This window comes from Oscillatoria sp. FACHB-1407 (assembly GCF_014697545.1).
GTDB lineage: Bacteria > Cyanobacteriota > Cyanobacteriia > Elainellales > Elainellaceae > FACHB-1407.
Genome location: NZ_JACJSA010000016.1, coordinates 67,721 through 89,943, shown reverse-complemented (window position 1 = coordinate 89,943; position 22,223 = coordinate 67,721). Strand labels below are relative to the sequence as shown.

General features: G+C 45.2%; 21 protein-coding genes. 17 read left to right on the top strand and 4 right to left on the bottom strand.

Translation table 11 applies throughout. The features are described from left to right. The first annotated feature begins 14 nt into the window (after nt 1-14). The 4 genes from H6G89_RS23230 to H6G89_RS23215 all read left to right on the top strand — a co-directional run bounded on the left by H6G89_RS23230 (nt 15) and on the right by H6G89_RS23215 (nt 1,758). A complete protein-coding gene (locus tag H6G89_RS23230; protein ID WP_190510869.1) occupies nt 15-200 on the top strand; it encodes a hypothetical protein in 186 nt (61 codons plus the stop codon). 95 nt (nt 201-295) lie between these two features. Beyond that, nucleotides 296-703 carry a hypothetical protein gene (locus tag H6G89_RS23225; RefSeq protein ID WP_190510864.1) on the top strand — a complete coding sequence of 136 codons (408 nt, stop codon included), beginning with the start codon at nt 296-298 and terminating at the stop codon, nt 701-703. Nucleotides 704-774: 71 nt separating this feature from the next. Continuing rightward, a complete protein-coding gene (locus tag H6G89_RS23220) occupies nt 775-1,116 on the top strand; it encodes a trypco2 family protein (RefSeq protein ID WP_190510862.1) in 342 nt (113 codons plus the stop codon). Nucleotides 1,117-1,134: 18 nt separating this feature from the next. After that, nucleotides 1,135-1,758: a hypothetical protein gene (locus H6G89_RS23215; protein ID WP_190510860.1), complete on the top strand. Its 624-nt coding sequence runs from the start codon at nt 1,135-1,137 to the stop codon at nt 1,756-1,758. A gap of 653 nt (nt 1,759-2,411) precedes the next feature. Here the strand turns inward: H6G89_RS23215 and H6G89_RS23210 are convergent. Continuing rightward, nucleotides 2,412-3,881 carry a transglutaminase domain-containing protein gene (locus H6G89_RS23210; protein WP_190510858.1) on the bottom strand — a complete coding sequence of 490 codons (1,470 nt, stop codon included), beginning with the start codon at nt 3,879-3,881 and terminating at the stop codon, nt 2,412-2,414. A 366-nt stretch (nt 3,882-4,247) separates the two neighbouring features. Here H6G89_RS23210 and H6G89_RS23205 point away from each other — a divergent pair, with 366 nt between their 5' ends. The 5 genes from H6G89_RS23205 to H6G89_RS23185 all read left to right on the top strand — a co-directional run bounded on the left by H6G89_RS23205 (nt 4,248) and on the right by H6G89_RS23185 (nt 11,545). After that, nucleotides 4,248-5,369 carry a DNA sulfur modification protein DndB gene (locus tag H6G89_RS23205; RefSeq protein ID WP_190510856.1) on the top strand — a complete coding sequence of 374 codons (1,122 nt, stop codon included), beginning with the start codon at nt 4,248-4,250 and terminating at the stop codon, nt 5,367-5,369. A gap of 689 nt (nt 5,370-6,058) precedes the next feature. After that, nucleotides 6,059-7,273 carry a tyrosine-type recombinase/integrase gene (locus tag H6G89_RS23200; protein WP_190510854.1) on the top strand — a complete coding sequence of 405 codons (1,215 nt, stop codon included), beginning with the start codon at nt 6,059-6,061 and terminating at the stop codon, nt 7,271-7,273. Then, a complete protein-coding gene (locus tag H6G89_RS23195) occupies nt 7,242-8,702 on the top strand; it encodes a site-specific integrase (RefSeq protein ID WP_190510852.1) in 1,461 nt (486 codons plus the stop codon). The genes H6G89_RS23200 and H6G89_RS23195 overlap by 32 nt, the downstream gene beginning before the upstream one ends. A 310-nt stretch (nt 8,703-9,012) precedes the next feature. Then, on the top strand, nt 9,013-10,575 hold the full coding sequence (locus H6G89_RS23190) for a tyrosine-type recombinase/integrase (RefSeq protein ID WP_190510850.1): 1,563 nt from the start codon (nt 9,013-9,015) through the stop codon (nt 10,573-10,575). 4 nt (nt 10,576-10,579) lie between these two features. Further along, nucleotides 10,580-11,545, top strand: coding sequence for a DUF6262 family protein (locus tag H6G89_RS23185; RefSeq protein ID WP_190510848.1), 966 nt, complete (start codon nt 10,580-10,582; stop codon nt 11,543-11,545). A 264-nt stretch (nt 11,546-11,809) separates the two neighbouring features. Here H6G89_RS23185 and H6G89_RS23180 read toward each other — a convergent pair whose 3' ends face one another. Beyond that, entirely contained in the window at nt 11,810-12,313 is a 504-nt protein-coding gene (locus H6G89_RS23180; protein ID WP_190510846.1) for a DNA adenine methylase, read from the bottom strand. Between the two features lie 681 nt (nt 12,314-12,994). Here H6G89_RS23180 and H6G89_RS23175 point away from each other — a divergent pair. The 4 genes from H6G89_RS23175 to H6G89_RS23160 all read left to right on the top strand — a co-directional run bounded on the left by H6G89_RS23175 (nt 12,995) and on the right by H6G89_RS23160 (nt 15,906). Beyond that, nucleotides 12,995-13,198, top strand: a complete 204-nt coding sequence (locus H6G89_RS23175) for a DUF751 family protein (protein WP_190510844.1) — start codon at nt 12,995-12,997, stop codon at nt 13,196-13,198. Between the two features lie 20 nt (nt 13,199-13,218). After that, nucleotides 13,219-13,638, top strand: a complete 420-nt coding sequence (rbfA, locus tag H6G89_RS23170; RefSeq protein WP_190510842.1) for a 30S ribosome-binding factor RbfA — start codon at nt 13,219-13,221, stop codon at nt 13,636-13,638. A gap of 8 nt (nt 13,639-13,646) precedes the next feature. Then, nucleotides 13,647-15,326, top strand: a complete 1,680-nt coding sequence (locus tag H6G89_RS23165) for a glycoside hydrolase family 3 N-terminal domain-containing protein (protein WP_190510840.1) — start codon at nt 13,647-13,649, stop codon at nt 15,324-15,326. Nucleotides 15,327-15,486: 160 nt separating this feature from the next. Then, nucleotides 15,487-15,906: a bL12 family ribosomal protein gene (locus H6G89_RS23160; RefSeq protein WP_242060090.1), complete on the top strand. Its 420-nt coding sequence runs from the start codon at nt 15,487-15,489 to the stop codon at nt 15,904-15,906. Nucleotides 15,907-15,932: 26 nt separating this feature from the next. Here the strand turns inward: H6G89_RS23160 and hemB are convergent, their stop codons facing one another. Then, nucleotides 15,933-16,916, bottom strand: a complete 984-nt coding sequence (gene hemB, locus H6G89_RS23155; RefSeq protein WP_190510838.1) for a porphobilinogen synthase — start codon at nt 16,914-16,916, stop codon at nt 15,933-15,935. Nucleotides 16,917-17,188: 272 nt separating this feature from the next. Here hemB and H6G89_RS23150 point away from each other — a divergent pair, with 272 nt between their 5' ends. After that, a complete protein-coding gene (locus tag H6G89_RS23150; RefSeq protein ID WP_190510836.1) occupies nt 17,189-17,407 on the top strand; it encodes a hypothetical protein in 219 nt (72 codons plus the stop codon). 15 nt (nt 17,408-17,422) lie between these two features. On the opposite strand, the gene H6G89_RS23145 is transcribed toward H6G89_RS23150, so the two are convergent. Further along, a complete protein-coding gene (locus tag H6G89_RS23145) occupies nt 17,423-18,190 on the bottom strand; it encodes a class I SAM-dependent methyltransferase (RefSeq protein WP_242060089.1) in 768 nt (255 codons plus the stop codon). 530 nt (nt 18,191-18,720) lie between these two features. Here H6G89_RS23145 and H6G89_RS23140 point away from each other — a divergent pair. From H6G89_RS23140 to H6G89_RS23130, 3 genes are all read left to right on the top strand, one after another. Beyond that, nucleotides 18,721-19,686, top strand: a complete 966-nt coding sequence (locus H6G89_RS23140) for a PEP-CTERM sorting domain-containing protein (protein WP_242060088.1) — start codon at nt 18,721-18,723, stop codon at nt 19,684-19,686. A 218-nt stretch (nt 19,687-19,904) separates the two neighbouring features. After that, on the top strand, nt 19,905-20,897 hold the full coding sequence (locus tag H6G89_RS23135) for a 2OG-Fe(II) oxygenase (protein ID WP_190510834.1): 993 nt from the start codon (nt 19,905-19,907) through the stop codon (nt 20,895-20,897). Nucleotides 20,898-20,969: 72 nt separating this feature from the next. Further along, nucleotides 20,970-22,214, top strand: coding sequence for a cupin-like domain-containing protein (locus tag H6G89_RS23130; RefSeq protein WP_190510832.1), 1,245 nt, complete (start codon nt 20,970-20,972; stop codon nt 22,212-22,214). Nucleotides 22,215-22,223: the final 9 nt, after the last annotated feature.

Genomic DNA, 22,223 nt, shown 5'->3' with positions numbered 1-22,223 from the left:
AAAGGAAGTAAGTGATGAAGTTTATTGATATTTTGACTGTCGATATTAACCCAAAAAGCATCAAGTCTTTGCTCCGCTATGTAAAAGATCGATTAGGTGAAAAACTTATCGAAATAACGGTGGAAGCTAATGGTAGAGAGATTAAAGTGGAAGCCTCTAGCCGTGAGGGGCTTGAATCTGCCATAAAAGCGGCTCAATAGTTTATGCAGGGGATATACCTTCTTGGGTGAAATCAAGATAGACCATACAATTAACACATCAGAGAAAGTAAGTCGTCTTTACTGGAATCACCACCATGCCTGAGCTAAACGCAATAAAGATTTTGAATTCAATTCGAAACCTTAGTTCCATACAGGTTGTTGAAGCAGTTTTAGATCTTGTCAATAAGTATTTAACCTCCACAGAAAGAACTAATTTGATAAATTTGATTCGCGAAGAGGATTTTTCAACTGATTCCACCAACGTAGAAGCAATTCTCTTCATTATTAGCTATCTTAATCCTGAGCAACAACTGTCTATAAAAGAAAGGTTACCCGACTTACTTTCCCAAGCGGTTCACCCTATTAACGAAGGTGAAGCCCTGCCCGTAAGTAGTGATGTAAAAAATGAAATATTAACAAAAAGTGTAAAGCTTGAAATAACAAGAGATTTTGAATCAACAGGAAATATTGCTGCGGAAATTCCACCATGGGAGGAATTATAAGAACTAAAAGCAGATCGACTTCTAAAATAAGCTAATTCTTGTTTGAGATCAATTAATTCGTATGATCACATATGGAAGATAACGCCATTAGTCTCTCTGAATTTATCGAGCATGTGAAACAAGAATTACTGAAATCCGTTCCCGGAGAGGCAGGGGAAGTTTCACCGTTACTTGTTGATTCGGTTGAGCTTGAACTCAAAGTCGCTGTAAAGAGGGACGATAAAGGAAATATCAGAACTGATGTTGTTACCACTAATGTAAAGGGTGAGGAGCAAAATAATGTACAGGTGTTAAGAGTAAAACTCTCTCCTCTAGGTCAAGTGCCCTCAAGTGTTAAACAAAGTATCGAGGCTATCTTTAAAGGGAATGATGAGGGATCAGAGTCTGTTGGAGAAATTCCTCCATGGGAATAGGGCAAATATAAGCAGTGTATGTCCAACATCTCCCACATCTACAGCAGCTACAGTGATGCTCTCGACTTCTCCCGTGAGAAGTTTGATGATCTCTACACCAGTCGCGCCCGCAACGCCAGCGACTTCTACCACACTTTCTTCCACCAACTCATCTGCCCCCTTAACCACCACTTCACTGATCCTGCCTCCCTCCGCACCCTCCACCGTCAAATCGAACAGTTCTTTGGCACCCGTCAGTTGGACTTCGTTGCGATCGATGGCACCTGCGGCAAAGACCCCTTCCAGGATTTCGTTGTCTTCTCCGCCTGTGCTTATGGAGCCAAAGGACAGATCAATTTAGACGACGATCCACCGACGGTTCAATACAAGAAGTGGACAATGGACAAAGATGTGTCGATGGTGACTTACATCCCGGTTCCCTTTTCCGAATTCGCCGATGTCGTTGACCAGGATCGCCCCGAAACCTTTCTTGTCTCCGACAGCGAACGGGTAGACCTCTCCAACATTGACACCCGCATAATGGAATTGGCTGAAATCTACCTTGCCTATAACGTCGCGACCTCTTCAGCCCTAGAAAATATTTGGAGATTAGCAAAGGGCATCAGCCAGTATGTAGAAAAGCTTCCTTGGGTTTTAAGCTGAATATATTTAATCCGACCAGCCCTCCAAGAAGCCGTGAATCTAGCCTACATTCAGTGAACTCACACCTGAACAATACGAATTCTTTGAAGACCTCTTTACCCCTTAATCCAATTTACCCCTTAATCCAAGTGTAGAAGACATCGTACAGCCAATCTGAGTTGGCGCTGCAAGAGATCCTATACGTGCTGATGAGCAGTTGTGCTGTAGTTACTGCCCAACGATTACCCACCCTATTCAACGGTTTATTACTACTTCTGCGAGTGGCACGGTGACGGAACGTGGAACCGTATTTACAATCATCTCGTGCAATAGGTTAGGCTGGAAGCCACTTGTGACGATAGCCCAACGGTAGTAAGTTTAGATTTCCAAACCCTTCCCATCGCTGTCATCGTGCATCAAGTGATAGCCTATGATGGCGACAAGAGAATCAGAGGTCGCAACCGCTTTACCTTAGCTGATACATTAGGCTTGTAAATTGTGGTGCACGTAGTTGCTGCCAGTTTGCCTGAATAAGAAGGAGATCACCAAGTTAGACCAGGAACGCCGTGAGTTCCTGAACCAGATCGGTTTTAGGTTGATGACGGCTTTTCTGGAAACTAGCTTTTGCGTTGAATCATTGATACCTTCTGCTGGATTTTAGAGATGATGAATAACTAACCCTTGTTGAATTCTAGTTGCCCGACGTACTCGTATTGCCCATACTGTTGATTGCCGCTAAACAAGCGCACTTCGTAGGTGCCAGTACCCGGTAAAGAACAAGATAACTGAGGGTCTTGGCTGATTTGCTCGGAACATTTTTCAGCTTGCCCACTTCCCTTGACTCCATAAATCGCCATTAACCACCGCTGATTCGGATTTTGAAGCTGGATCACAGCATCATCTCGAACATCCGTTTGCGATCGCGTCGGTGAGATGAGTTTCAGCCCTTGAGCGAAGAAATTAGGGCGCAACATGGGTTGCCGTAGAAAGTCTCCGCGAGACAGGGGTTGCGGCAAAAGCTGCCAAGCCGGATCGTCAGGAAAGTGGCTAATAATCATGACTTCTGGCGGCGGAAAGAGATAGCTCGCGCTATATCGTTTAGTGAAGCCAGATGCATCCACATAACCGCTATTCCAGGTGGCATCGATTAAATACCAATTTCCTTCAATCTTGGCGGCATTCCAGGCATGACCACTACCATTGAGGTCACTAATCTGACTCCGGGAATCCCCGACGACATACACGATTTCTTCCCCGATCGCCTGCCCCAATGCTTCCAGTAGCTTGGCATACCCAGCACAAACTGCTTTCCGGGTGCGAAAGACAGTCTCCGCATCTTGAGGCGGACGAGGCGCTTGTCCAAAGTAGGCAGGCGCATCATAGGCGATGCGATCAGCAACATAATCGTGCAGCGCCTTTACCCGTAAAAATGGGTCTTTTTCCTGTTGAGCGATGTATTGGGCAACCGATGCAATGCTGGTTTCGACAGAGGGAGGCATCTGAGCAACCGCAGGATGGATGCTTGCATCAACCGACCACAGGTTTGTCCGATCCGTTGTAGAGGGGCTTGGAGCAGGTTGTGATGTCGGCTGTGGTTGTGGGGAAGTTTGACTGCTTTGGGTTGGTTGCGGAGAGGGTTGAACTTCAGGTTGGAGAGTCGGGCGAATATCTCTGGTGTCGGCGTACTGCGTGTAGGGATTCTGATGAACTGCCAGATACAGCCATTCCAGTCCGTTTGCCAGTTTGAACAACGATCTCCGTACCAGTTCGATTCGGGGTTCCTGCCTGCCATCCAACATCCAGTCGCCCCGTGTTGAAAGGGCGAGAAATGAGGTTTGGGGACGGAGTGCCAGCAGGCAAATCAGAAAAATGAGGTTGAGCAATAGGGTTCGCAGGATAATGCGATCGCCCCAGGTCAAAATTTGCGGTTTGAGGTTGCGCCGTTTCCTACCCCACAGATCCCAGGCGATCGGGAGCAGGGGAAATAGGAGAATGCCAGAGAAGACGACCAACCAAGTTGTACCATTCGTATACGCGACCAGGGAGGAGGCTAACCACACACCTAGCACAGGTGTCAGGAAGACCAGCAAGGTCAATAATCCTTTCAGCAGCAGGATAGGTAGGTCAAGGAGGAGGAAGCGCATAAGACCTTGAGAATGGTTAGCTTAATCAAGGGTGCCCAATCGGGTGAGCAGACGTTTAAGTGATTGAGATGGATAACGGAATCAAAAATTGATTCGGGGTTGCTTTTAGGTAAATACAATCTTTCAGCGATCGCTTCCTGATTGCTACGCCTTTCTTTGTCAATTTGTGATCCACTGAAAATTAGAGATTTTGAAGCTGCGGGTTCTACTGTAGCCTCTTCAAAATGTTTAAACTCAATACTAAATGAGAGTTGTTGTAAAGGTGTGGATCTGGCAGTGGCAGGTAAAGCAAATCTGAGTCCTAAGGCAGAATATAATGCCTTCAGTTAGTAAAGCCTTATTTGTAGTAACTTCAAACCCAAAGACATGTATAACGCATTTGAATATGTTCTACAAGTGACCAAAATAAATGGAGACTCACAGGATGATTCAAGCGATTGTTATACAGTAGTGATTCCATTAAATATTCTACAAAAGCTACTATTAACTAACTACCGTCCTAAGATTACTCGCGAAAAGATGACCCGTGATCTTTTTGAAAAAGTACTATCAATAGATGTTAATAAAGTCTTGATGGAAAGAGTACTAAATCATATCGATTCTATAGTCGTCAGCCTTAGCTCTTCCGCTACGTTTGAGCCATTTACTGCCGAAACCTCAGATGAGCAACAAGGTCAACTACGAATATCAATGGAAACTGATTTTATAGTCATTAAAGGACTCCGAGCTTTGAATGCTATAAAGTCACACATCTCTGAAATACCAGAGTGCTGGAATGTAGCCATCGAGCTTAAAATTTTAGTGCCTAAATCTGGCTCTAATAATATAAACCACTCTTGTTTCGATAACGAAGAGTCTGATGAGCTTAGTGATTTAATAAATGAGCTTTTGTCTAACTATTCTAAGAAGAAATTATTGATTGCCAAAGTAGTAATTGAGGCAGTAGAACCCTTTAAATTACTAACAGATATTGAGAACAGTAGCTTACCATCTCGCTCCAGTAAATTATTTACTCTAAGTAGTATCAGGCTAGCTACTTCTGCTTTGTTAGCAAACATGAGTAATATCAGCACTCTTCAGCAAGCAGAATTAGCAATTAGTTACTGGCATACAATCAGCAAATACATGCCTGAATGGTGGCGAGTTATCAAGCGGGAAGTAAGCGCGGGAGAAATTCGTCGAGATTATGTTCATAGCCATGCTCCTGTACTGCTTGGTTTAGGATATTTTGGAGCAGCTTTGCTTCAGGAAGATCCCATTAATTGGGAAAAACGTTTAGAGGCGATCGCTCATATTAATTGGTCGCGTTCTAACCCGGAATGGGATGGACGAATCATAACTGAAGGTCGAATTTCTAAAGCAAAAAGTAGTTCTCTCTTGGTAGCTTCCTATCTAAAGAGCCTTTTAGGATTAAGCCTAACTCCTGAGGAAGGCGATCTAGAGGAAAAATTAAATGTAATGCGTTCCCTTCATGTAAATAAGAACTGAGGGAAACTGTAGTGGTCGGTATAGATACTTCAACTCTTTGTATTTCACAGCGTTCAACTGTCTACTAATAACAAAACACAACTTCAATAGATGGGATGCCATATTGCTTTAGTTGCTCTACCTCTTAATCCAAGTTGAGTAGGCATTGCATCTTGCTCCCGTGCAATAACTTCTTTAGCAAATACGTCTTGCCAAGGCAGAAAGCCAATGGAAATTTGAGACGTGGTGATTGAAATTTGTAGAACTATTGCATTATAACGTGCTGCACGTTATTATTGCTCTCGTTCTCTAAAAGCTAATTTTGAGGCTAGAGTATGGGTTTAAACCAAGACCAAAGCGAGATTATTCGTGCGCTGAGCCACAAAGACACCAAGTCGATTCGTTGTTACGTCTCTTATCCTGCGACGAGCGATCGCCCTTCTGATCAGCTGTTAACAGGACTATGTAGTTACACCTTCTCTTGCAGCAAATATTTTTTCTGCTCTACCTGTCGGTGGAATGCACTCTTTAAACCAGCCTCGATTTGAAGCCTACGCCCTCAGTCTTAACTGTGCAGTGCATCTAAAAGAAATGCGCCCGGATTTTTGGCTTCCATCCAAAAAGCCACTCTAAAATCTCTAACTTGACCAAGAGTTGGAAAAATTTGATCGCGAAAAAAAGCTTTTTCTAATCAGAAAGGTTCTTTGCTAATGGTGTTTTTGCAACAATCAATTGATAGTAACCAGCAAAAACAATGGCATGTTTTCCAAGATGAAGGCTATCCAGTTGAGCCTATCGAAGATTTCCTACGGGCACGAATCGTTGCTCCCAGCACACAAGAATACAACGCTCGTCACCTCTATTATTTGTGGAGATTTCTTGACGAATTAGAACTAGATTGGTTTGATCTTCGTCCTTCAGACAGAACTCAATTTTTAAGTTGGTATAGCAATACACGAAAGATTGAGTCAGGTGATTATTTGTCAAAACAATCCCTGGAATTAGCAAACGCTTCAATCTGTGCTTTTCTAGATTTTTGGAAAAGACAGAATAGGTTGACAATTGAAGCTTCAGCGGCTCATTCAGCAGGCATCAAAACTACTCGTGGTAGTTTGCTAGAGGGGCACATTCGTAATAATCGAAGCAACGGCAATCACAGGAGAGCATTTAGAAGCAAAGTAAACACTGTTCCGAAAGTTGTCTCTGAGGAGCAGTTTGCTTTACTCATGCAAGCAATTAGTAATCCTACCCTTAAGCTAATGGTTTTTTTGGCGAGGTATTTGGGACCTCGAAAAGCAGAGTTATTAGGTTTTCGACACGAAGATATCCACGACAATCAAAAAAGGCTTTTGCATATCGTTGCTCGTGATGATCCAGCCCGCCCCAAAGTGAGAGCAAAAGGGGCAAGTCGTTATCTTGATGTGGAAGAGGTCTTAGACGGGAGGCAAGTCGTTGACCGCATAATACCAATGACTTGGCTCTTGCAATTTCAGGGAGTTTTCAATACTTATCTTGAGTTACGTGATGACTATTTAAGTCGGATTTATAAATTTCTTCGCAAAGATCCTCACCTTCCCTACTTCGTCAATATTCGCAACGGTCGCCCCTTGAGCTATAGCTATTTCTACAACATGTTGATGCGTGAGTGCGCCAAGCTAAATTTTACAGTTACACCCCATCAACTTAGACACACGTTCGCTACTTCACTGCTTAAGAGACTATATCAAGCAAATCCCGAAGAACTATTTTTTGAAACACGAACTTATAAAGACAGAATTGGTACTGCTCAATTACTCCAGGAATGGCTAGGGCATAGCAGTATTCAAACAACCTTAGAGATTTACTGTCACTTTTTTGACGCGATCGACATGGGCGATTATATGGAGCAATTGAATGACCAACGGTACGATCACCTCGTTTCGTAACCTTACAGATCTGGGGGATGAACAATACCGAATACTAGTTCAACCTCTTGAGCAGTATTTAGAGTATCCTCTACTCCAAGAAATTAGCTGGAATTTTCAGAACGACCTTCATTTCAGTCGAGAAGAGTTACAGCCTCTAATTCTCAAGAACTTAAACTTTGACGGTTTCCAGCTAGACTGGTTCTGCAAGCTTTGGCAAGCAACGATTCTAGATAATAGCCCAGGTCGTTGGGGAGCAGGTAGTATTGCTGGACACCACCCGAATGCCAGAAAGATTGATCAATTTCTGTATGAGAAAAACTATACTCGCCTTTGGGATATTGAACCCGAAGAGCTAAGCCAATGGGCAAAAGTGTTAGTTCAATCTGCCAAAATCAGTGTTCGTGCATTGCTGTTACGCTGGACTGACTACGGACTTTATGGCGGACTCATCCCCTGGTCTGTACGTTATCCTACTCAAGCAGAACGCCAGCTTAGCCATGAGAAGAAGGTAATCTCTGAATTCGTTTGGCAGCAGCTAATTGATGCTAAAAATTTGAATTTTTTTCCCGATCCTATTCGACGAGCTATTCTTGTGGCTGCTTTTTTGGGTCGGCGAGCAGTCGAAATCGGTAGAATGCCCCACGAGTGTCTGGTGAAACGGAATTCAGGGTATAAACTCCGTTTAGGCTTTGCAAAACATGCTGGAATTGATGAAATTGATATTCCTGAAGAACTAGTTCCCTTGATTCGCAAACAGCAACGATGGGTTCGTGAAAATTGTCCTAACTTTGATAAGCTATTTTGCTGGATGAGGATCTTTCACAATGGACATTCAGGGGTTAGAAGCCTGGGATTCAAGCCTGAATTAATGGACTGTCCAAGTATAAGAATTAATAGTTGGTTAGAGCAATACATTCAACATTGTGGCATTTTAGAGGAGAATGGCGAACTCGCTTATGTCACGTCCCATATGTTCCGCCACTCTTTATCCGATGCCTTGAATGAGGTGGGTATACGGGTAGAGGTAATTTCACGCTTTCTGGGGCATCGCAATTACCGCATGACCCAAGTTTATACGGGTTCAGCAACAGCAAATTTAATTCGTAAAGTGAATCCTGAGGGAAAAATCACTGCTTATAAGGTTGCAGAAATTGATCTGCTTTTAGAAAAAACAACTTACTATCTGGTTGGTTTGGGGCTGTGTGCACGAGATCCGCTCACTGATTGTCAGCATGAACAGGCTTGTTGGGGCTGTAGTTATAACTTTGTAGGACCAGAAGATTTACTGTTTCTACACGAGCGTGAGCAAACCTTGCTCGATCTCCTGAGTCAGCTTCATGAAAGAGGACAGAGCGATACGTTAGCTGCTGAAAGTATTAGACAGCAACTCAATTTACTACAGAACAGAATAGAACAAGCGAAAGATTTAAAGCAAAGAAATGAGTGATCCTTGTCCTAAATGTCAAACAACTAGCACTGTTTATATTGCAATAAGGCACAAAAATACTTTATCGTGCAAAAAGTGCCGTTCCCACTTCGTTGCCAGCCTTTGTCTAAATTGTTCTCAACCTACTAAGCTCTACAAGCCAGAAACTTGTACAACTGTTAGAGCCTGTCAAAATCCCGATTGCGAATCTGCTTCGGAAGTTTTCCGTCATCCACGTCACGATCTATCTTGCCCCAACCTACACTGCATAGAATCAAGGGTTCATCAAACAGTAGGATTTAACGGGGGTCAAAGGCTTGTCTTTGCCTGTGTGACTTGTGGTACTCATGTCACACCTCCAGAACTAAGCAAAAAATTCTCTCGGCTGTCTTATAGCAAAAGAGGGCTTGCATATCCTCTTGCACCTTTTAACTTTGATAGTGAGGAGTGGGATATCCGGCATCTCGGACCACCAGATAAGAGTTGGGGTTACGACGGGCAAGGGAATATTAAAGCTCTATATTTCGATAAGCTACCGCCGTGGTTAAAGCCCTTGGCAAAGCAGTATTGTCAAGAGCGATCGCTTCAGTTTAAAGCTGAGTCTGTAAAACTTGATTTGTTCGTTATCACAGACTATGCCAAGAGCAATAGCAATTTTGTTTCACTACAGCAGATCAATTCTTCTTCAATTCTTCAGTATCGGCAAAGATTACAATCTTTAACGATTGATTCAAGAAATGTTCGGCTCTCGCTCTTAAGGATTTTTCTCGTTTGGTGTGCTGGTAAAACTAATAATCCTTCCTTAGCTTTCTTAATCAACGAAGGGCACTATTGGACTAGAGAACGAAGAATTCCAAATCCAGTAGAGTCAGAGGTAATGGACGAAATTTTCGCGCATTTAGGTGATCTACCAAGCGATTTGCAACTGCAATTCCTCCTAATGCATTACGCTGCCAGTCGTCCCAATGAAACATATAAACTATCTTTTGATTGCTTAGAATTGCATAAAGATGCTAGGCAAACCTACTACCTTTTAAAGCTAGAGCGAAGCAAGGTAGAAGACACTCATAGTCTTCGTCTCCCTAACGCTTTAGTCGAAATGATTCGTCAACAACAGCAAAGAGTTCGGCAATTAGATCCGGATTATCCTTACCTTTTCTACAAAATCTCCAAAGCTAGAACTTGGAAAAGTGCTACAGCAGAAGAGAAGATTCAATCTCTCCATCAAGGAACTATTAAACAATTAAAACCGCCTACGACCGGAGACAAAAGTAACGCGCTTCCTATGGCGATCGAGTGGTTGATAGAAGCCCACGAAATTCGTGACTCTAGCGGAAGGCTTGCCACCTTTGTTGCTAAGTCGCTGCGTTCAACTCGCGCTACAGAGCTATCTGAAAACGGGTTCAGTATTCTTTTTATCCACAAGTGGTTGGGACATAAAGACCCCAACACAACCTTTCAATCTTACGCCAAAGTTTCAACAGTCGAAGTAAAACCAGTAGTCGCTGCTCGTATGCTGGGGCGACAATCTCCTATCTTACCTCCGCCCCCTGATGAAATTGAATTAGTTCGCCGGTTATCCATTGATCTTGAAAGTCCAGGTCAGGCAGTGATTGGTGAATTTATTGAGCAGTATCCAGTAACAAACAGTTGGAATATCGCAATTGTAGGACGGTGCTTATACGACCAACCGTGTTTGCATCTGGGACAGTGCTTGAAGTGTCCAAATCATATCTTAGAGTCCAACAAGATCAGCCGTGCAGAAGAGATGATTTCTGGACTGGAACAGGCTGCCGTTCGTGCTCGACAAGAGGGTTTTGACGAACGCTTGGCAGATGATCTTGAAGAGCAGGCATCTATTACTCGTGCCAAGTTAGATACTCTAAAACAGTAGTTCTATGAGAGTGCTAAGTGAAAATCATCGAGCCAAAATCTCTAAGGGGGGTAAAGAGGCTGGTGCTCGTAAAGCTGAAAACCGATTGCCTCAGCTAGAGCAAATTTTGGCATCACTAGAGGCAAGCGGAACCAAAATTACTTTTTCAGAAGTTGCTCTTCAACTTGGGGTTGCACGTAATACTCTTAACAATCACAAGAAATATCGTGAATTAGTTGAGAATGCGATCGAAAATCAGAAGAAAGGAATTATTTATAATGAAAGTAAAAGTAAATCTGAAATCTTCAATGATGAAGTCAATAGCTTACGTGCTCGGCTGAAGCAGTTGTTACAAGAAAATCAAACCTTGAAGCAACAGAATAAAGTTCTAGCGGCAGCGGCGGCTCAGCTACCTCAAAAACAAAGGACTATAGAGCGTTTAGAACAACAACTTACTGCTCTGCAATCTCAAATAACCACTGACAAAAGAGAGGGTAGCACTTTGTCAGAATATCATTCGTTTCGAGAGACTCAAAGTAATTTGCTTCCCCAAGGAGAAAATACGCATCCTTCAAATCTACCTGTGAAAGTAGAGGAAGCTTTACGCGAAACGCGCGTCACAATAAGCAAATCCCTGAGGCAGCTAATTCAACAAACTTTTAGGGAAAAAGGAGAAAGTGTTGTTTTAGACGCAATCGCAGCCTTCGTTCAATACCGATCAGGTGAGGGGATCGTTATTAATAATCCCGGTGGTGCTTTACGTCAGGCAATCAAAGAACTTTGGAAACCTAACGTTCCTGAGACTGTCAATATTTCTGCCCAAGAAGAATTTGAAGAGTGGTATGCAGAAGCGATCGCTCAAGGCTTCTGTTCTGACATTCCTATGAATTATCTCCCTGTCATTAATCAAGAACTACATATACGCCCTGCGAGCTCCCCACATTTAATTCCTTGGAGGGAAGCTAAGCAGCAAATGAGTAATCAAGTCTAAGCTGAGAGGGCGATTATTATAACCAGTCACAAGGGTTCATCCTACCTCGACAACAATCTTACCCTGTTGTTGCGACTAACCCTGCGCATATCTGCGTCAAGCTTCTTGCTATTGATCCCGGCTACAGAAGCTTGTTTTTCCAATACCACAACATGCGTAGAAGAACAAGTGGAGATCAACTCATCATCTGACAATTAATTGGGCGTTACATCCTCATCTTTTGTCCCACATTTTGTTGATGGGCAAGTAAGCTTACCAAGCCAATTAAAGCAATATTTGAGCGAGAGCTACTTTTTGAGCAAAACGAGTAGTGGTCAATAAATTTTTAAATCTGAAATGTTGTTGTTCTTTTTGAACATTTTGAATAGTGTTGTTTTGTGGACATTTACACGTGCGGTTGAGATAGATTAACCTCGCAGCCCGCTCAATCGGGTTGCAATAGAGCATCGAGCGAATTTGATAGTAATACTCCTGACTGTGCGATCGCTCATGTTCTCTCAATAGCGCGATCACCTCTTCAACTTGGTCGCGCACACAGCGATAGACATTCACGAGCTCAGGATTGATGTCGGTCAGGAGCGATCGCGGCGGCAACAGATGAAAGAAAACCGCTCCACCTCCCAAAAAAGGTTCGTAATACGTTTCAAAGTAGCGGGGAAAGTGCGATCGATATTGCTCTAACAACCGCCCTTTTCCCCCTGCCCACTTTAGGAAGGGACGGGGTACATCTACATAAAGCGGGGCAACAGAGGAGGCGGAGTTAAACATAGGTGAGCCAGAAAATAGAGCGATGCGAGACAGTTTCCCGATAGGTGATCGCTAACGGCTGAATTCAATCATTTAAGCTGATCAAAAAGCTAGTTCATGGGAATAGACTACCCAGTAAACTCAATCAGCAAACTACTGAATTTATATTAATCACAGTTTGATCAAAATTAAACCTTCAATTCATCAAAGTAAGGATTTTGAAACTTCTAACAAATCTTCAAAAACAAGCTAGAAGGCGATCGCAGCAACTATTTGAGTGTTTTCTGGAAACGTGATCTATCACTTCAACAATTTTTTGCTTCTTGAGATCTCCTACATTGCCAAGAGATTTTGATCAGCTTAGTTCTCGGCGTTGCTAGAGAAAATCAGTTAAGACCAAACGGATTTTGATCGTTTTCAGTGCTTTTCAAAACTTGATCTCAACAGCTCGATCTTTGCTGATTCAAAATGAGTGAAATTATATCTATAGCGTTTGTATTAGAAAATAATTAAGACTTTGCACTATCAGTAGCGTTTAATTTAGCTCTCCGGTTACTTTAAGCATCTGGGGAGATGGCAAAATTGAAGCCACAATAAAGCGAAAATTTGTGGTGCTGGCTCCCCTGCTTCTGCCAGAAGCCAGGGATCTGACCCCTCCAAATCCTGTTAATGTGAAAATATTCGAGTTTTTAGAGCCGACCGATGAAAGACTTTTTTGAAAACGTTTCGCGCTATCCCCGCTATTTCATCTCCTTTACCCTGGGCACTTTGTTGGCTGCTCTGCGCCCAATTCTGCCGTTGTTTCAGCGTCCCATCACTGCTATTCCCACCATTGGCTTTTTGATTGCCGGGTTTGCCTTTATCGCCTTTACCCTCCGCGCTATGCTAGGGCTAGGAGCAGCCTAAGTTGGAAGGGAGGAAAACCGATGGCGACTGACCGTCGAGTGGCTCGCGTCGCGGAGTTAATCAAACGCGAGGTTAGCCAGCTATTACTCACAGGCATCAAAGACGATCGCGTCGGTGAGGGCATGGTGAGCGTAACCGATGTGGATGTATCGGGTGATTTGCAACATGCCAAGATTTTTGTCAGCATCTACGGGTCTGACGAAGCCCGTGCCAGGACGATGGAAGGGCTGAAGTCGGCAACGGGCTTTGTCCGGAGTGAGTTAGGGCATCGGATTCGTCTACGCCGCACCCCAGAGGTGATCTTCCTGGAAGATCGCTCAATCGAACGGGGAACACAGGTATTGTCGCTACTCAATCGCTTGAGCCAGGAACGCAAAGACATCCCCGATGGGACAAGCGACTTAGAGGATGACACAGACATTCCCTCAGCGGAAGATTAGCGATCGCCATGAGTGCTCAGTTGCCCCCCTGGGAGGAGTTATCGCTAGCAGAGCAAGTCGCCCAGATGATTGTGGTGCGTGCCTCTGGCTACTTGTTTGATCATCAAATTCAATATCCCCAGTGGGAACCCACTACTGCCATACTCCAGCATTGGGTGACGGATCTGGGGGTGGGTGGGGTGATTTTATTAGGGGGTAGTGCGGCTGAGGTGGGGTTGCGATCGCACCAGCTTCAGGAGTGGGCAAGCATTCCCCTGCTGATTGCTGCCGATATTGAAGAAGGCGTGGGGCAACGGTTCACAGGAGCGATCTGGTTTCCACCACCGATGGCTCTGGGGGCGATCGCCGCTCACGATTTACCTAAAGCAATTCAACTGGCGGAAGCGATGGGGTCAGCGATCGCTCAAGAGGCACTGGCGATCGGCATTAACTGGGTGCTGGCTCCGGTGGTGGATGTGAATAACAATCCCCAGAACCCGGTGATCAATGTGCGGGCGTTTGGGGAAACGGCGGATATCGTCAGCCAATTGACCACAGCCTTTATTCGGGGTACGCAACAACATCCCGTTTTGACCGCTGCGAAGCACTTTCCAGGACATGGCGACACAGCGATCGACTCCCATCTAGAGTTGCCCGTTTTAGCTCACACGCGAGAACGGCTGGAGGAACTGGAGCTAGTCCCGTTTCAAACCGCGATCGCCACGGGAGTTGATGCGGTAATGACGGCTCATCTCCGGATTCCATCGCTGGATACGACCTATCCGGCAACCCTATCTGAGCCGATTTTGACCGGATTACTGCGGCGACAGATGCAGTTTGAGGGGCTGATTGTCACCGATGCGCTGATCATGGGGGCGATCGCCAACCAGTATGGAACCAATGAAGCCGCTGTGCTGGCAGTGGAAGCGGGAGCCGATATTGTGCTGATGCCTGCGGATCCGGAGGGGGCGATCGCAGCGATCCTGCATGCCGTAGAAGAGGGACGCATTGCACAAGAGCAAATTGCTCATTCCGTTGAGCGGATCTGGCAAGCCAAGCACAAAGTCTGTTCTGCTCCATTACAGGGGGGAACCTCTCACGCCTGGGAAAATGTGCCTCCCGCACCTGTGCAACTGGAGCATCTGGCGCAACCTCTAGCGCGAGAGACTGTGGCAGAGATTTTGCAAGCTTCCATGCAGGTACATCTCCCCCATGAACCGGCACCAGTGACCCATTCCACCCCTTTACAAAATTTGATTGTGGTGGATGAAGCGGTGAACTGTGCTTTTTTAGGACGACAGGCTCCGGCGATCGCCCTGCCACAACATCTGGGCTATCAGTTGCAGATGGTAGACAGCTATACGCCAACAATCGCCGCAGACACAGACCAACCCGCCACCCTACTGCAACTGTTTATTCGCGGCAATCCCTTTCGCGGTAGTGCCAACCTGACTCAACTCGCCAGCAGTGTTTTCCATCGGTTGCTCAATATTGATCGGTTACAGGCATTGGTGATCTACGGTAGCCCTTATATCCTGGAGCACTTCATCCCCAAACTACCTCCTCACATTCCCTATGTGTTTACCTATGGGCAGTTTGCAGAGGCTCAAGCGATCGCCCTTCAGCCTTTATTGAATTACCTGAGGCAGGTATCATCTCCGACTACAAACATGCCTACCCTCTCTCCAGATCAACAATTTACCGATTAACCCCGTTGTATGCTGCCCACAATGCTTTGAACTGAGGCTTCGCCAAACGTCCGAACGGTGGAGCTTATAGTTGGGGGAATGTTCCCACTCCTCCTTGTCTCACCTGTCTCGACAGTTGCTATAGCATGGCAATAGAGAATATGGACAGATTCTATCAACTATGGATTTTTGGCTTGTTGTATCCCTGCTCGGCGGATTGGTAACGGCTTTGATTGTCCTGAGCAATTTCATTCCATCGTCGCCACCGCGTCGTAGTTTGCTACAAAACCCGCTCAAACCCGATACACGATGGCAACTCGATCGCATGGAGCGCAAGTTAGATCTAATTCTGGAGCACCTGGGTATCCAACTTGATGCCACTGAGTTTGATGTCATTCTGGCAGAGGTGCCCCCAACCCACAAAATTTCAGTCATTAAGACTGTTCGTGAGCTAACTAGCTTGAGACTCAAAGATGCCAAGGAACTGGTCGAATCTGCACCCGTTCTACTTCAGACGCGATCGCCCCTGGAAAAAGCCACAACGATCAAACGCCATTTAGAAGAAGCGGGCGCGATCGTAACGATCACGCCCCACCTTTAAATACTTTGTAGCGTCTGTAAGAGGAGTTATGCCCCCAACCAACGAGCCGCATCTTTAGCGTGATAGGTCAAAATCAAATCCGCTCCGGCTCGTTTGAAGCTGGTCAGAGTTTCCATCACAACCCGCTCCTCATCAACCCAGCCATTCAGCGCAGCGGCTTTGACCATCGAATATTCACCAGAGACGTTGTAGGCTGCAACAGGCAAATTGCTGGCTTCCTTCACCCGCCAGATGATGTCCATGTAGGCAAGCGCAGGTTTGACCATCAGCATGTCAGCCCCTTCTGCAATGTCCAGTTCAATCTCTTTGAGAGCTTCGCGAGAGTTGCCGGGATCCATTTGATAGGTGCGGCGATCGCCAAACTGGGGAGTCGATTCTGCTGCATCCCGGAAGGGGCCATAGTAAGCCGAGGCATACTTCGCTGCATAGGAGAGAATCGGCGTGTCGTGATATCCCGCTTCATCCAATCCCTGCCGAATTGCCTGCACAAACCCATCCATCATGCCTGATGGCGCAATAATGTCGGTGCCTGCTTTGACCTGAGCAACAGCCGTTTTCTTCAGCAACTCCAAGGTTGGATCATTGAGCACCCGTCCGGTTAAGTCGCCTACTTCTAGATAACCGCAGTGACCGTGAGAGGTATACTCACACAAACAAGTGTCAGCAATCACAATCAAATCGGGGACGGCATTTTTAACAGCAGTTGCGGCTTGTTGCACGATACCGTGGTCATGCCACGCACCCGTCGCATCCACGTCTTTATCGGCTGGAATGCCAAACAAAATAATGGCAGGAATCCCCAAATCGTAGACTTCTTTTGCTTCTTCTACGATCTTGTCAATGGAAAGCTGGTATACACCGGGCATCGAGCGAACTTCATTTGCAATTCCCTCACCCGGTACCGCAAACAAGGGGTAGATCAAATCACTCGTGGTCAGCGTCGTTTCTCGTACCATCCGTCTGAGTTGAGGATGACTACGGAGACGGCGAGGACGATGAACTGGAAACATAGCTTTTTTCAAAGGGGTAAGGAATGAAATCGGTTGGTGTTAGTCGTGTGATCCAGTCTAAAACTTAGATTGGTGCAAAACTTGCTCTACACATTAAGTTCTGTGAATCAATGTGATGCTCATCACGCTATTGCAAACATTTCCGTCACACTTCTACCGGATCGTCATCACGTTAAACACCGATGAACGTCACTCAAAAGTACTTCTTTGGGTCACGTTTGCCGCACTCAAAATGTTCGATAGTTTGAATATCAACCTTTGCCAAAACTGCTATGTCCACTCAACTGTGTTTACTCCAATCAGCCCTGGCAGACTTGTTTGTTGACGTGAGTACTTCCGGTCAAGTGACTGTAGCAGACCAGTATGGCTTGTTGGCAGCGTTGTTAGATGGCTCACTTAGCTCAGAAGAACTGGGGGCGATCGATCGCATTCTGCATTCAGTGTGTAAAGGACGAGTGCGACTCGTGAGTGACCTGTCAGCGATCGCTTAAAAAGACGCTACACCTTTACTCAATCGGTTTTTGAAAGATCATCAGATGTTGTTGCGGTAAAAACTCTTGAGTTTCCATCCACACCAATCCAACTGCTGCCATTTCTTGACGGGTCTGCCGCTGAGTCATTTTGTGTAACCCCTTAATGGGAATGAGGGGATTTTCACCGCGATATTCCACTAACGCGACTCTTCCCCCTGGTTTTAAGGCTTGGGCGATCGCCTCCATCATCTCCCTGGGATATTCAAACTCGTGGTAAGCATCCACCATCAACGCTAAATCCACACTGGAGGCAGATAAGTGAGGGTCTGTATCACTACCCAGCACAGGCTCGACATTCTCCGTTTGGGTTTCTTCTTTAAACATGGTAAGAATATCGATCATTTCCGGTTGCACATCCACCGCCAGCACTTTCCCTTCAAACACTAGCGGACTGATCCGAAAGCTAAAATAGCCCGTGCCTGCCCCAATATCCGCAACAACATCCGTCGGTTGCAAATGCAAAGCTTCAATCACCTGGTCGGGTTGCTCTTCCCAGGTGCGACTGGGTCGCTCTAACCATGCGGCTCCCTGATGCCCCATGATTTGGGCAATCTCTCGCCCCATATAAAACTTGCCGATGCCGTCAGGGTTATGAATTGTGCGAACTTGATAAACGCCATCCTGGGTGACGGTACTGAGGGTTGCCCCATTGCAGGCAGTTAAGAGGATTGCAAAGAAACACATCAAGCACGCACATACTCGTGATGACCACTGCCGCTGCCACACTCGATCAAATGCCATTACCCTAACCCTCCCACTCCAGCCTTCTTTCTCTACCATCGTCTACTTCAACAGTAGTGTCAAAAGACATAAAGTAGGGGTACTTAGACAGCTAACTCGTTATCGGCATCCTACAACGCTTACTGTGCATGAGTTTGACGGCACAACTCGTTCTAAGTGCTCACTTTCTTATACCGTCACAAAAGGTATTAAATTTAACCAATCATGAAGCTGAGCTAAACCATTTCAAAGAGACGATGAGGAATCAGGATTTGGGGTTGGCATTCCTCAGTGGTCTAGCGGAGGATGATTCTATAAGCTCAGTAGTTCCCTCCAAGTAGGTAACTCTTTGATACACAGGGATGCGCTATTACTCAGAGTTACATACCTGACCCCATGTTGTCGTTCTGAGACACAGAAGAAATTTGAAACCTGTTTCACCGTGCTCAGTATGACACCAACTGCGTAAGCAGTGAATGTTAAGAATTTGCCTCATTGGAAGCCCTTTCAAACTAGTCAACTCTCACCTGAACAAGGAATAAATTCCAGACATGAAACCAACAACTTTTTTACCTGGCTTGCTTAAATCAAAGCCTGTTGTATTTGGCTCGTCGTTGTTAGTTACAGGTTTAGTCACCCTAATTCCTACAACTGCTGAAGCAGGAACATTCACAAGTATCAACACTTGCAACCTCTCAGATGTTCAATACACCACTAACTCTGGAAATGTAAATGCGTCCAGTTGTGTTGGTATGATCACTGACCCTAAAAATGATGTGACTAGCGGCGGTGATCCACTCCTCAGCTTCTTAAACGACAACGATTTTGGTTTTGGGGATTTTGATTGGCAATACTCAGAAAAGATTAATGTCAATGACAATGGCAGCTTGTCACCTGAAGCAGGCACCATTGACTACGGCTTTGATATCTCTGTTAACGGTGATGGAAAAGGGGGGTTGTGGTCAGTTACAACTGCTCTGACCAGTCCTTTCGCGATTAGTGTGAAAGCAGCGGCAGGTTTCTCTGTCTATTTCTTTGAAGATCCAACAGTAGATGTCTTCAACGGTCTCTGGACTACGTTGGGACTACGCACTCCCAACGGTCAAAACATTCCTGCAATTTCTCATATTTCGCTCTTCGTAACTGATGTTGAGCCCGTTGAGCCTGTCGAGCCCGTTGAGCCTGTCGAGCCCGTTGAGCCTGTCGAGCCCGTTGAGCCTGTCGAGCCTGTCGAGCCCGTTGAGCCCGTTGAGCCCGTTGAGCCTGTCGAGCCCGTTGAGCCGGTTGAGCCCGTCGAGCCCGTTGAGCCCGTCGAGCCGGTTGAGCCTGTCGAGCCGGTTGAGCCTGTCGAGCCCGTTGAGCCTGTCGAACCAGTTGAGCCTGTTGAGCCCGTTGAGCCTGTTGAACCAGTTGAACCAGTTGAGCCTGTTGAGGTTCCTGAACCTTCTGCAATGGCAGGTATGGCTCTAGTTGGTGGAGCACTAGCAGCTCTACGTCGTCGTAAGAAGTCAAGCTAACCAAGTTGCTAGTAAACCAGCAATAGATTAGCTCAAGGAATATCTAGAGAATCTTAGTCTCTAGATATTCCTGCACAAATACAGCCATCGCCACATCTGATAGGGCAGAGGCAAGTCAGGAAGCTCCTCAGCATCCGTATTTGAGTCATTGTCTTTGTTCTAAGCTCTCTGACCAAAGCATATCTTCATTCATCTCAACCTCACCTAAGTCATCAACCATGTTGCAACAACAATTGTCTGCTCTTACCACACAAGAGATTGATGCAAGAACTCTAGTTTCTAAGAGACTTCAAGAGCTTGTTAATGCGTCATTGGAAACGTTAGAGGCAATTTTGTCGGATGAGACAATCCCGCCTGTGGAGAGAGCAAATGTTGCATTCCAAATTTTGGGTATTCCAAATGCACTAGCACCGAATAAGAGCATTTCAGAACTCAAACAATTGTCTCAGAGCGAGGTTGCAGAAAAAGTCAACAAAACTATTGCAGCCCAAGGAAATGCATCTACCTCTGACACTAAAATTTCTGAATTCGCAACAGTTTTAACAACTCCAACAGTTTTAACAACTCCAACAGTTTTAACAACTCCAACAGTTGATTCAGATAAACAGATTCTGCCTATTACTTTTATTCAAATTGATAATTTCTTAAATCCTGGCGAATTAGAAGAAGCCCTCAAAATCGCCTTCAAAAATCAGAAAAATTTTGGTGATTCGATGGTTTACAACAAACCAACTGCGGAAATCAAGAAATACCGCCAGTCATCAATGTTGCACCACAAACACTATCTAGAGTTTGCTGACTTTTTCAGGCAAAAGGTTTTGGCAACATTGCCATCAATGCTAGATCAGTTGAAACGCCCCCACTTTGACGTCACTGACATTTCAATTCAGTTAACCGCTCATAATGATGGTGCTTTCTTCACAGTTCACAGTGATGCCAATACTGAAGTAACCATGACCAGAACAATGACCTATGTCTATTACTTCTATCAAGAACCAAAGGCATTCTCAGGCGGTGAATTAAGAATGTATGAAACAGAGGTTCGTGGCAAAGATTTGTTTAAGCGGGCTAAGTTTGAAAATATTGAGCCTCGAAACAATAGCATTGTCTTCTTCCCAAGTCGTCACCTGCACGAGGTCATGCCTGTCAGCTGCCCATCTAAACGCTTTGAAGATAGCCGCTTCACCTTTAACGGCTGGATACACCGATAAACATTACATCAACATGGCTCACTTTCCACTTCATCTCTAAAGTCACTGATCCACTAAAAATTGAGGCTAATTATGCAAGACCAAGGGTTATTGGGAAAACCATCATTTGAAATTGCTTTGCCGAAAGAGAGACTACAAAGACTGGTTAATCGAGCAGTTGAGACACTTGAGACAATTTTAGAAGACGAATCTTTATCAGTTCAAGAGCGCGTTCAAATCGCATCTCGAGTTTTAGAGGTCGAGCAAGCAGACCCAAATTCTGATCAATCTAATCCAGCGATCGCCTCTGCTCCTATTGCAAACAATTCAGTAGCTCAAAGCTGGAAACGTGCGATCGCCGAGAGCAAGTTTCATGGGCAATCAGATGAGGAAGTTTTGCGAGATTTACTCGCTAAAGGTGCCGATCATGTGGTCGCTGCTCAGTTGATCAAGGAGATTGAGTCTGACCCTTGCTATCAAGCAGGTCACAATTTCGTGCAACTACTACGAAAACTGGAATCTATGTTGGAGGTTGAGCACAAATTAACTCGTCTTGCCCCTCAAGCTAGAACAATCGAACGGCGTAGCCATATTTCCAAAGAAGAGTTTTTGGAGAAGTATTACGCAACTAACACCCCCGTCATCATCACAGACATGATGCATGATTGGAAGGCGATCGAAACCTGGACTCCTGAGTACTTTAAGGCTCAATTTGGAGAGGTTGAAGTAGAAGTTCAAAGTGGTCGTGAGCAAAACTCACAGTATGAAATTAAGAAAGAACGGCATAAGAAAAAAATTCGTTTTGCTGACTATGTTGATATGGTGACTCGTGGTGGCGACACTAACGATTACTACATGGTTGCGACGAATCGCACGATGGATAAGCCAGAGTTTCAAGTATTGCTCAACGATCTCAAACCTCTCCCTGATTTCCTAAACTCAAACATCCCTCAAGGGTCGGTCAAACTTTGGTTTGGTCCCGGTGGAACGATTACTCCAGTGCACCACGACCAATCAAACGTGTTAGCAGCTCATGTCTGTGGACGCAAACGTTGGCGTTTGATTTCACCACATCAAACTCCCAAGATCTACAACTACCACTACTATTTCAGCAAGGTTGATTTGGACAACCCAGATTATGAGAAATATCCCTTGTTCAAAGATGTTGACGTTCTGGACGTTGTGTTAAAACCGGGTGAACTGATCTTCGTTCCCGTGGGCTGGTGGCACTATGTCAAAGCATTGGATGTCAGTATTTCTCTTTCATTCATGAACTTTGCCTTCCAAAACGGCTTCAAGTACAAGAATCCCGATATCTCAACCTGGTGGCAGGCATAGAGAACTTGT

Excerpts from the sequence above, each read along its gene's own strand:
- H6G89_RS23230 (WP_190510869.1), top strand. The coding sequence starts at position 15 with ATGAAGTTTATTGATATTTTGACTGTCGATATTAACCCAAAAAGCATC.
- H6G89_RS23225 (WP_190510864.1), top strand. The coding sequence starts at position 296 with ATGCCTGAGCTAAACGCAATAAAGATTTTGAATTCAATTCGAAACCTT.
- H6G89_RS23220 (WP_190510862.1), top strand. The coding sequence starts at position 775 with ATGGAAGATAACGCCATTAGTCTCTCTGAATTTATCGAGCATGTGAAA.
- H6G89_RS23215 (WP_190510860.1), top strand. The coding sequence starts at position 1,135 with ATGTCCAACATCTCCCACATCTACAGCAGCTACAGTGATGCTCTCGAC.
- H6G89_RS23210 (WP_190510858.1), bottom strand. The coding sequence starts at position 3,881 with ATGCGCTTCCTCCTCCTTGACCTACCTATCCTGCTGCTGAAAGGATTA.
- H6G89_RS23205 (WP_190510856.1), top strand. The coding sequence starts at position 4,248 with ATGTATAACGCATTTGAATATGTTCTACAAGTGACCAAAATAAATGGA.
- H6G89_RS23200 (WP_190510854.1), top strand. The coding sequence starts at position 6,059 with ATGGTGTTTTTGCAACAATCAATTGATAGTAACCAGCAAAAACAATGG.
- H6G89_RS23195 (WP_190510852.1), top strand. The coding sequence starts at position 7,242 with ATGACCAACGGTACGATCACCTCGTTTCGTAACCTTACAGATCTGGGG.
- H6G89_RS23185 (WP_190510848.1), top strand. The coding sequence starts at position 10,580 with ATGAGAGTGCTAAGTGAAAATCATCGAGCCAAAATCTCTAAGGGGGGT.
- H6G89_RS23180 (WP_190510846.1), bottom strand. The coding sequence starts at position 12,313 with ATGTTTAACTCCGCCTCCTCTGTTGCCCCGCTTTATGTAGATGTACCC.
- H6G89_RS23175 (WP_190510844.1), top strand. The coding sequence starts at position 12,995 with ATGAAAGACTTTTTTGAAAACGTTTCGCGCTATCCCCGCTATTTCATC.
- rbfA (WP_190510842.1), top strand. The coding sequence starts at position 13,219 with ATGGCGACTGACCGTCGAGTGGCTCGCGTCGCGGAGTTAATCAAACGC.
- H6G89_RS23165 (WP_190510840.1), top strand. The coding sequence starts at position 13,647 with ATGAGTGCTCAGTTGCCCCCCTGGGAGGAGTTATCGCTAGCAGAGCAA.
- H6G89_RS23160 (WP_242060090.1), top strand. The coding sequence starts at position 15,487 with ATGGATTTTTGGCTTGTTGTATCCCTGCTCGGCGGATTGGTAACGGCT.
- hemB (WP_190510838.1), bottom strand. The coding sequence starts at position 16,916 with ATGTTTCCAGTTCATCGTCCTCGCCGTCTCCGTAGTCATCCTCAACTC.
- H6G89_RS23150 (WP_190510836.1), top strand. The coding sequence starts at position 17,189 with ATGTCCACTCAACTGTGTTTACTCCAATCAGCCCTGGCAGACTTGTTT.
- H6G89_RS23145 (WP_242060089.1), bottom strand. The coding sequence starts at position 18,190 with ATGGCATTTGATCGAGTGTGGCAGCGGCAGTGGTCATCACGAGTATGT.
- H6G89_RS23140 (WP_242060088.1), top strand. The coding sequence starts at position 18,721 with ATGAAACCAACAACTTTTTTACCTGGCTTGCTTAAATCAAAGCCTGTT.
- H6G89_RS23135 (WP_190510834.1), top strand. The coding sequence starts at position 19,905 with ATGTTGCAACAACAATTGTCTGCTCTTACCACACAAGAGATTGATGCA.
- H6G89_RS23130 (WP_190510832.1), top strand. The coding sequence starts at position 20,970 with ATGCAAGACCAAGGGTTATTGGGAAAACCATCATTTGAAATTGCTTTG.